This is a genomic window from Protofrankia sp. Cr1, from assembly GCF_963555865.1.
In the GTDB taxonomy this organism is placed as follows: Bacteria; Actinomycetota; Actinomycetes; order Frankiales; family Frankiaceae; genus Protofrankia.
This window is the reverse complement of sequence record NZ_CAUVXO010000037.1, coordinates 15,222-22,875: the sequence shown is the minus strand read 5'-3', so window position 1 is coordinate 22,875 and position 7,654 is coordinate 15,222. Positions and strand designations below refer to the sequence as shown.

Below are 7,654 nucleotides of genomic sequence, written 5' to 3'. Positions count from 1 at the left end.
CCGGTACGGGACCCCGCCGCTCGGGCGTTTACCGGTCGGGCAGCTCAGCTCAGCCTGGGGCGATCTCGTTGGGTGGTGGAGCGGTGATGTTCAGGGGGAGTCCGAAGTCCGAGTAGGTCACCGTACGGATGATCTCTGTGTGCGGGGCTGGGCCGTCGGACGCGGCGCTGGTGACGGTGATGCGGAGCTGGCGGATGAGCCCGTCCGCGTCGATCCAGGCCTCGGTCGGCTGGAGCACCGTCCCGAGAATGCCCTTGTAGTAGTCGACGGTGGCCGCGCTGATGTTTCCGCGCTGGGACGCTGTCTCCAGATTTACCGGCAGCTTGTAGTGGATCGTCTGGACACCGTCGATGGATTCCTCGCCCACGGTGGTCACCGGAGTCGCGGCACCGCTGAGAAAGCCGAGTCGCAGCGCCGCGTCGTCGCCGACCCCGGGCTGCACGGCGGGCGGTGAGCTGGCCGAGGGCTGCGAGGTGGCGGAACCCCCGGTTCCGCCACCCGGGACGACCCGGGTCCACCGGCTCGAGCTCGGCGCGTCGCCGGCCGCGACGCTGCGCTGGTAGAAGTCAGGGCCGATGATCCGCACCTCGCTACGGCCGCCGCCCTCGACCTCGCGCACGGTCTGGCTCGTGCTGTGGGCGAAGTCGACCGTGCCCGTGCCGGTGGTGGAGATTGTCTGCTTGCGGCCGGACACGGAAACGAGCGTCGCCCCGTAGGTGAAGTGAATTCTCGCCGTCTTCCGCGCGATTGTCGTAGTGTAGGCGGATTCCAGCGGAGTGGGTACCGCGCTGGTCCGCGTCGCGCTCGGAATGCTGGTCGAAGCGATCGCGGTCGGCGGGGGTTCGGCGGAGTGGGACGAACATGCCGCCGCGCTCAGTAGCAGGCTCGCCGCCAGCGCAACGATGGTGGCGGTGGTCACCTGCGCGTTGCGCCCAACGATTCGAGCCATTCGCCGTCCCCCCGATCGTGCGCACCGGCCGACGCAGCCGGATCAGAAGCGTCGGAAGATGAGCGCGCGCTTGACCTCCTGAATTGCCTTGGTCACCTGAATTCCACGAGGGCATGCGTTCGAGCAGTTGAAGGTCGTCCGGCAGCGCCAGACTCCTTCCCGCTCGTTGAGGATTTCCAGCCGTTCGTCGGCACCTGCGTCCCGGCTGTCGAAGATGAAACGGTGCGCGGCCACCATCGCGGCCGGACCGAAGTATTCCCCGTCATTCCAGAACACCGGACACGAAGTCGTGCAGGCCGCGCACATGATGCACTTCGTGGTGTCGTCGAAGCGTTCCCTGTCCGCCGCGGACTGCAACCGCTCGCGGGTCGGCTCGTGGCCCTCGGGTATGAGATACGGCTTGACCGCCCGAAACGCGTCGAAGAACGGTTCCATGTCGACGATGAGGTCCTTCTCGACCGGAAGTCCCTTGATCGGTTCGATCGAGATCTCCGCGCCGAGGTCCTTGACCAGCACCTTGCAGGCGAGCCGGTTCGCACCGTTGATCCGCATGGCGTCGGAACCGCACACACCGTGGGCACAGGAACGCCGGAACGACAGCGATCCGTCGAGGTTCCACTTGACGTAGTGCAGGGCGTCCAGCAGCCGGTCGCTGGGGTCGAAGGGAACGGTGTAGCTCTTCCACTGCGGCTCGGCACTCACCTCCGGGTTGAAGCGCCGGATTTTCAGCGTGACAGTCCGCCCGGCCGTTGTGGTCGGCCCCGGATCGGCCGGTGCGGTGGTTGATAGATCGTCGGTGACAGTCACGCCGGACCTTTCTCACATCAGACCCACAGTGCAGGCCAGCACATCATAGGCCGCGCTCTGGATGACCCGAACATCAAAGCCCTGCCCCGGCCTGGCAGGCCAGCGGGATCCGATCTCTGTTTCAGTACGTGCCCTGTCAGTACGTGCCCTGTCAGTACTTGCGTTCCATCGGTTCGTAGCGGGTCATGGCGACGGGCTTGTAGTCCAGCCGGATCTCGGCCTCCGGCGAGCCGGCGGCGAGCGGCCCGGAGCGGTAGGCCATCGTGTGGCGCAGGAAGTTGACGTCGTCCCGGTTCGGATAGTCCTCCCGCGAGTGCCCGCCGCGTGATTCGTTGCGGGCCAGTGCGCTCACGACCAGGCACTCGGCGAGGTCGAGCAGGAAGCCCAGCTCGACCGCCTCCAACAGCTCGGTGTTGTAGCGCCGGCCCCGGTCGGTGACGCCGACCTGCTGGTAGCGGGCCTTCAGCCCGGCAATGTCGGTGACCGCCTGCTTGAGCGTCGCCTCGGTCCGGTACACCGACGCGTTGACGTCCATCGTCTCCTGCAGCTCGCCGCGGATGGCCGCCACGTTCTGCGTACCCGCGCCGTCGCGAAGCCTGGTCAGGAGCCCGTCGACAAAGACCGCCGGGTCCTCGGGAAGCTCGGCGTGACTGTGCGTCGCGGTTGCGTGCTCGGCGGCGGCGATGCCCGCTCGGCGGCCGAAGACGTTGATATCCAGCAGCGAGTTCGTCCCGAGCCGGTTCGCACCGTGCACGGACACGCATGCGACCTCACCGGCTGCATACAGGCCCTCGACGATGTCGGTGTTGTTCGCCAGCACCTCGGCGTCGATGGTCGTCGGGACACCGCCCATGGCGTAGTGGGCGGTCGGCTGGATCGGAATCGGGTCGGTGTAGGGCTCGATGCCCAGGTAGGTGCGGGCGAACTCGGTGATGTCCGGGAGCTTGGCGTCGAGCTGCTCGGGTGGCAGGTGGGTCAGGTCGAGATAGACATGGTCACCGTTCACGCCGCAGCCGCGGCCGGCGCGGATCTCGGTGTAGATGGCCCGGGCCACCATGTCGCGGGGTGCGAGGTCCTTGATGGTCGGCGCGTAGCGCTCCATGAAGCGCTCGCCGTCCTTGTTTCGCAGGATGCCGCCTTCACCGCGAGCACCCTCCGTGAGCAGAATGCCCATCTTCCAGATGCCCGTCGGGTGGAACTGGTAGAACTCCATGTCCTCCAGCGGCAGCCCGCGCCGGAAGATGATGCCCATCCCGTCGCCGGTCAGTGTGTGCGCGTTCGAGGTGACCTTGAACACCTTGCCGAACCCACCGCTGGCGAACACCACCGACTTCGCTCGGAAGATGTGTACCTCGCCGCTGGCCAGCTCGTAGGCGACCACCCCGGCCACGACGCCCTCGGTGAGCAGCAGGTCCAGCACGTAGAACTCGTTGAAGAATTCGATGTTGTTCTTGACGCACTGCTGGTAGAGCGTCTGCAGGATCATGTGACCGGTACGGTCGGCTGCATAGCACGAGCGTCGGACGGGCGCCTTGCCGTGGTCACGGGTGTGGCCACCGAAGCGACGCTGGTCGATCCGGCCTTCGGGCGTGCGGTTGAAGGGTAGGCCCATCTTCTCCAGGTCGAGGACCGCGTCGATGGCCTCCTTGCACATGATCTCGGCGGCGTCCTGGTCGACCAGGTAGTCACCGCCCTTGATCGTGTCGAAGGTGTGCCACTCCCAGTTGTCCTCCTCGACGTTGGCCAGAGCTGCGCACATGCCGCCCTGGGCCGCGCCGGTGTGGGAGCGCGTGGGATACAGCTTGGTCAGCACCGCGGTGCGACAACGCTTGCCGGCTTCGAGCGCCGCGCGCATCCCCGCGCCGCCGGCGCCCACGATGACCGTGTCGTACTTGTGAACCTGCACCGCTTGGACCTCCGCCTTCCCAGGCGCCATCAGGAGATGTTCGGGTCGAATGTGAAGATGACCAGCGATCCCAGCGTGATGACCAGGGTTGCCGACACGTAGAGCAACATCTTGAGCCAGAACCGGGACTGCGGCCGATCGGCATAGTCATTGATCACTGTTCGCAGGCCATTGGTTCCATGCAGTTCAGCGAGGACGAGCATGAGCAGATCCCAGGTCCGCCAGAACGGCGAGGCCCAGCGGCCCGCGACGAAACCGAAGCCGATGCGCTGCACACCGCCATCGAGGATGTTCATGATGAACAGATGGCCGAGCACCAGGAAGAGCAGCAGAATCCCGGAGACCCGCATGAACAGCCACGCGTAGAGCTCGAAGTTCGTCCGCGCCTTCGGGCTGCCCGGCCGGCGCCGCGGGCTGCGCGGTGCCTCGAGGGCCGGGCCGGTGGCGCCGTCGATTGTTGTCGCCATCAGGACGCGCTCCCGAACAGGGTCTCAAACGTGTGCTTGAGCATGAAGAACGTGCCGGGGACGACGAGGATCAGCCACACGACGATCTCCGTGTAGAGCATCTGACGCTGGAAACGTGGACCGGACTCCCAGAAGTCGATCAGTGTGATTCGGATCCCGTTCAGTGCGTGGAAGACGACCGCGGCTACCAGCCCTACCTCCATCAGGTTCACGATCGGGTTCTTGTAGGTCGCGATCACAGTGTCATAGGACGACGGTGACACCCGCACGAGTGCGGTGTCCAGGACGTGGGCGAACAGGAAGAAAAAGATCAGTACGCCTGTGATCCTGTGGGCAACCCAGGACCACATCCCCTCACGGCCGCGGTAGAGCGTTCCCGCTGGTGCCTTCGGCACTGAAAGCTCCTCCGGACCTGCCTTCCGACAGGCTGGTCCTGATCGTTCCGTCCGGTGACTCGCGGTAACTTAGCTGGCCCGAGCCTCTCGCGTCGGCAGGCGGAGCGAAGCCGACGTGGCAGGTTCGGGCGGCCCCAAGGCGCCTTGAGACATCATGTGGATGATGGTTTGTGTGGACTCGATGTTAGTGCTGACCCCATGGGGGGGCATGCTAGCTCCCGTGACACTTAGGTGAGGTATGTCACAGAAAGTGATCGCCTTCATGGTTTGTCCCGGACGGTAGCGTCCGGACCCGCCGATCGTGCGGGCTTCGGGGCGTCACGGAGTAGCCGGCGGAGCTGTTGTAGGTGCCGGAGCAGGGGACGTGCTCGGGGGTTCCGTCGGGGTGGGCGAGACGACCGGCGTCGTGGGGGTCGGGGCGACGTTGGTGGGGGTCGGGCTGGGGGTCACCGCCTCGGTGGCGACCGGTAGCGCCGCGGTCGGGCTACTGGAGGTTGTCGGTGACGCTCTGCGGCCAGAAGAAAACCTGAGCGACGGTGCAACGCCGGTCGGGAGTACCCGAGGATTGAGGTTGTACTGATCGTCCGCCGTGGTGGTCGCAGCCAGGGTGCCGTTCCCGCTGGGCTCCTGTGGTTGGCCGGAGTCGGTGCCGGGGCTGAGGATCCCGCCGAGCGCTATCGCCGCGCCAACCGCCACGGACGCGGCGGCGACGGCAATAATCACACCGCGTCGGACCGGAGCTTCACCACCGTGGCTGATGTTCGACGCCGGCCTGCCATTCGGGGAGAAGCGATCAAGGAGTACTCCGGACGGGCCGATCGCGATGTCGCCCGAGACGGGTTCCAGACCGTCGTCCGGCACGGGACGTCTGTCGACGCCGAGTCCGGCGGAGCCCGGCGGGCCGGCGGTGCCCCGACGACTCGTCAGAGCGGTGGTACCCGTGACTCCCGCCGCGCCGGCCGGCGAGGGGTCCTTGCGCAGCCCGACGGCCAGCGCGGTCCGCGGCTTCTCGCGCACAGCGGAACCGACCGCAACCTCGGCGATTCCGTTCGTACCGACCACGCCGCCGATGTCGGTCGGGCCGTCGTATCGCCATCGCCATCGGTTGCCAGATCGCCATCGGCGTAGGCCGCCAGATTGCCAGCGGCGTTGGCCGCGGATGGGCCGGCGGTCGTTCCGCCGGCCGTGGTGGGGCTCAGGGCCACGGCGTCGGCGTCGGAGTCCCCGGTGGGCAGCAGATCGCCGCCGACGTCCTCAAGACCGGCCGAACCGGGCTCGACCGGCGCGTGGCCACCGTGGTCCGGCGTGTTGATCCCTGGTCTCGACCGGCCGTTGATGACGGCGGCGGGTACGGCCGCGGCGCCCTGGGCGATCGGCGCCAGCCGCTGACGGATCTCCGGTGCCTCCGGACGCTCGGGCGCGGGCCGGTCGAGCAGGTCGCTGAGCAGGTCGCGCAGCGGGCCGGCGAGCACGAACGGACGCCTGCGTCCCTCCACCACGGCAGTGAGAACCGCGTAGGTTTCCGGTCCTTCGAACGGGGGCTGCCCCTCCACCGCCGCGTACAGCGTGGCTCCCAGGCCCCACATGTCGCTCGCGGGACTACCGGAGGAACCACGCACCCGTTCGGGGGCGATGTAGGCGGGCGAACCGACGAGCGCGCCCGTGCCGGTGAGGGTAGAGTCGCCCTCGGTAGCCGCGATCCCGAAGTCGGTCAGGCGGACATGTCCGTCCCGGCCGAGTAGCACGTTGCCGGGTTTGATGTCGCGGTGCAGCACGCCCGCGGAGTGCGCGGCGGCGAGCGCGTCCACGAGGGTGAGCCCGATTGCCGCGACCTGTGCCGGCGGCAGTGGACCGTGCGTGCGGATGGCCTCGCCGAGGCTGTCGGCGTTCACCAGCTCCATGACGATCCAATGGCGTTCGGCCTCTTCGGCCACGTCATAGACGGAGACAATCGCCGGGCTGTGTAGACGGGCCAGCGCCCGGGCTTCACGCAGTACCCGCGCTCGGATCGCATCGCGCTCGACCTGGGTGCCGGCGAGCGGAACAAGGATCTCCTTGATCGCTACTGGCCGTTGGAGCAGCTCATCCTCGCCGCACCACACGACACCAGCGCCACCGCGACCGATTGGAGTATCCAGGCGGTAGCGCTGAGATACATATCGGGGTGTGCTGTGACGCGAGGAGTCGTCCGGCGGGCGTGTCGATCTGGCCATCTTCTCAAGTCTCGCAGACGCGTTGCTGGCTGTTTCGGCCGCCCTTGCCCAGCGCGGTCCGTTGGTCGCCGTTCACGGGCCTGGCCGGAACGTCGAGAAAAGCCGCCACATCAACGCCAGGTCGGCTGACCAGGTGGCGTCGGCTGTCGACCAGTACAACGCGTAGCCGTGGCCGTTACGAACAACTCCGCGATTGAGGACGCGCACCTTCTTCCCTCCGGATGTGTAGACAAACTCCCAGTCCGCCTGGATCGAGCCGTCCCCACCGTCACTCGGCGCAATCCGCAGCCGCTCGTAGTTCGGTACTTGCGCGCGCAGGCCGGGTTCGTGCGCCTGCCAGTCCACCAACGCGGATGGATTCGCCTGCATTGAGGTGTCGATGCGCAGGTAGGACCCGGTATCCGGATTGCGGAAATCGATTCGCTCGGTGCCGCCGGCAGGGTGCTGTTCCCACCCCTGTGGGTAGGCGATGGACCAGCCGGAGGAGCCACGATACGACTGCCAGCCCGCGGGCGGTGCCACCGGGGTCTGGTCCGTCGGTGGCAGGCCCGGATCATCGGCTGCCGCCGTGCCAGTGGGTGACGCCGCATCCGCGCCGCCCGGGGCCGAGGTCCTGGCCGTACCCGATGGGCGTGTCGTAGCGGATGGGCCGGTGCTGCCGGATCGGCCTGCCGTGCCGGCTGGGCCTGCCGTGCCGCTGGACGCGGCAGCCGACTCGGCGCGGTTGCCGGTCGACCCGTCCACGCCCGAGCCCAGTACCGCCGCCGAAGCCCCGGCCACGCCCAGGACGAGTGCCGTGCCGATGACGGCCACCAGCCGCCGGCGCTGGTTGGTGCCCGACCGGGAAGCCGCCCCTGGCAGCGACCCGGGTGCGGCCGGCAGGACCGTGTTCGCCGCGGCTGCACCGGCTGTACCGG

Annotated in this window: 6 protein-coding genes and 2 pseudogenes; all 8 read right to left on the bottom strand. The window is 67.7% G+C overall.

Annotation, left to right across the window (positions count from 1 at the left end; translation table 11 throughout):
- Positions 1 to 49: 49 nt before the first annotated feature.
- Complete coding sequence (locus U9980_RS05905; RefSeq protein ID WP_322767011.1) at positions 50 to 949, bottom strand: LppX_LprAFG lipoprotein; 900 nt, start codon at positions 947 to 949, stop codon at positions 50 to 52.
- Between the two features lie 42 nt (positions 950 to 991).
- Positions 992 to 1,756 (bottom strand): succinate dehydrogenase iron-sulfur subunit, encoded by a 765-nt coding sequence (locus U9980_RS05900; RefSeq protein ID WP_322749129.1) that lies wholly within the window; start codon positions 1,754 to 1,756, stop codon positions 992 to 994.
- Positions 1,757 to 1,907: 151 nt separating this feature from the next.
- Positions 1,908 to 3,662 carry a succinate dehydrogenase flavoprotein subunit gene (sdhA, locus tag U9980_RS05895; protein ID WP_322767010.1) on the bottom strand — a complete coding sequence of 585 codons (1,755 nt, stop codon included), beginning with the start codon at positions 3,660 to 3,662 and terminating at the stop codon, positions 1,908 to 1,910.
- Between the two features lie 29 nt (positions 3,663 to 3,691).
- Positions 3,692 to 4,129, bottom strand: a complete 438-nt coding sequence (locus U9980_RS05890; protein WP_322749130.1) for a succinate dehydrogenase hydrophobic membrane anchor subunit — start codon at positions 4,127 to 4,129, stop codon at positions 3,692 to 3,694.
- The gene (sdhC, locus tag U9980_RS05885; protein ID WP_322749131.1) at positions 4,129 to 4,524 is read right to left on the bottom strand and encodes a succinate dehydrogenase, cytochrome b556 subunit; all 396 of its coding nucleotides are present in this window, start codon (positions 4,522 to 4,524) and stop codon (positions 4,129 to 4,131) included. Before sdhC ends, U9980_RS05890 begins: the two co-directional genes overlap by 1 nt.
- A gap of 318 nt (positions 4,525 to 4,842) precedes the next feature.
- Entirely contained in the window at positions 4,843 to 5,385 is a 543-nt protein-coding gene (locus U9980_RS05880; protein ID WP_322767009.1) for a hypothetical protein, read from the bottom strand.
- A 472-nt stretch (positions 5,386 to 5,857) separates the two neighbouring features.
- Positions 5,858 to 6,737: pseudogene (locus tag U9980_RS05875) on the bottom strand (serine/threonine-protein kinase); the annotation flags it as partial.
- 72 nt (positions 6,738 to 6,809) lie between these two features.
- Positions 6,810 to 7,654 (bottom strand): annotated as a pseudogene (locus U9980_RS05870) (serine/threonine protein kinase); the annotation flags it as partial.

What these genes read in the sequence shown, in the direction of transcription:
- U9980_RS05905 (WP_322767011.1), bottom strand. Translation starts at nt 949, where the DNA reads ATGGCTCGAATCGTTGGGCGCAACGCGCAGGTGACCACCGCCACCATC.
- U9980_RS05890 (WP_322749130.1), bottom strand. Translation starts at nt 4,129, where the DNA reads ATGGCGACAACAATCGACGGCGCCACCGGCCCGGCCCTCGAGGCACCG.